Genomic DNA, 1,232 nt, shown 5'->3' with positions numbered 1-1,232 from the left:
CTCCCCGGCGGGAAACGCCGCCCCGACCTGCGGGACTACACCGGCTGGCTCAGCGGCCACCGTGGCGGTCTTGTTGCCGCGATCACGCAGGACTGGCTGCAGGTAGGTGTCGCGGTCTGAACCGAGAGGGGTGCGCCCGGTCGGGGCCGTTTGGATCGCTGCCGCTACGTCAGAGTCCGAAGGCTCCGCCGCTGACGAGGATCACGATGCCGAGGCCGATGAGAACGATGGGGAAGAGGATGTTCTCCCAGCGTTCGAGCACTTCGGCGATCGGGGGGCGGGTGGCGACGAACTTTGCCAGGGCCACCAGGACCGCGACGAGCGCGAGGAAGACGATGCAGTAGGCGACTACTGCGAGAGGTTCCACGCTGAGGAAGACAGGGGTGTAGACGCCGATGTTGTCGCCGCCGTTGGCAAGGGTGACGCCTGCGACTGTCCACACGCCGACCTTCTTGCCGGCAACCTTGGCCTCGTCGTCATCGTCGTCATCGTCTCCGCGCCAGGCCTGCCATGCGGCCCAGAGGCCGAGGCCCAGAGGGATGAGGCCGAAGTACGGGATGGCTGCCGGGGGCAGGAATGCTCCGGCGCCGATGGTCACCAGGACCGCGGCACCGAGGATGCCGGCGAATCCGAGGTACTGGCCGGCCAGAATGCGGGCGGTAGTGCCGCGCTGGCCTGCCCCTCGCGCGAAGAAGAGGGAGAGCACGATGATGTCGTCGATGTTGGTCGCTGCGAACAGGCCCATCGCCTGCAAGACCGAGGTGAGGCTCATGCGCCCTCCCCAGCTGCGTCGCATCCGGGAAGCGAGCAGGCGGGATCGATGCACGGAGCACTCTCATCCACCGCGAGGGTGACCTCGACCAGAGCAGTCAGCGCCCGCGCCAGGTGTGCATCGGCGATCTCGTATCGGGTCTGGCGGCCCTCGGCCACGGCGACCGCGATCCCGCAGTCCCGCAAGCACGCCAGGTGGTTCGACACGTTCGACCGGGTCAGCCCCAAGTCTCGCGCTAGTTCGGCCGGGTACGCCGGCCGTTCCAGCAAGGTCATCAGGATCCGCGACCGGGTGGGGTCGGCCATCGCTCGGCCCAACCGGTTCATCACATCAACACGAGAGGCGATAGTCAGCATTCACTGAACTATACAGTATGAGCTGAACTTACAGTGTCGCCTCGTAAAGCTATACCCCAGCGGGGCGGCACAGAACGTCGTGCCGTCCCGCTGTTTGCTCATCG

2 protein-coding genes are annotated in these 1,232 nt (G+C 66.5%); both read right to left on the bottom strand.

The annotated features are described in order from the left end of the window. Positions 1-169: 169 nt before the first annotated feature. Positions 170-772: a cadmium resistance transporter gene (locus AB0L75_RS44355; protein WP_036341590.1), complete on the bottom strand. Its 603-nt coding sequence runs from the start codon at positions 770-772 to the stop codon at positions 170-172. Then, complete coding sequence (locus AB0L75_RS44350) at positions 769-1,128, bottom strand: metalloregulator ArsR/SmtB family transcription factor (protein ID WP_010080053.1); 360 nt, start codon at positions 1,126-1,128, stop codon at positions 769-771. Before AB0L75_RS44350 ends, AB0L75_RS44355 begins: the two co-directional genes overlap by 4 nt. Positions 1,129-1,232 lie beyond the last annotated feature (104 nt).

The sequence above is a fragment of the Streptomyces sp. NPDC052101 genome (genome assembly GCF_040680235.1).
Classification (GTDB): domain Bacteria; phylum Actinomycetota; class Actinomycetes; order Streptomycetales; family Streptomycetaceae; genus Streptomyces.
Note: the sequence above shows the minus strand (reverse complement) of the source record. Positions and strands in the feature narration are given on the sequence as shown.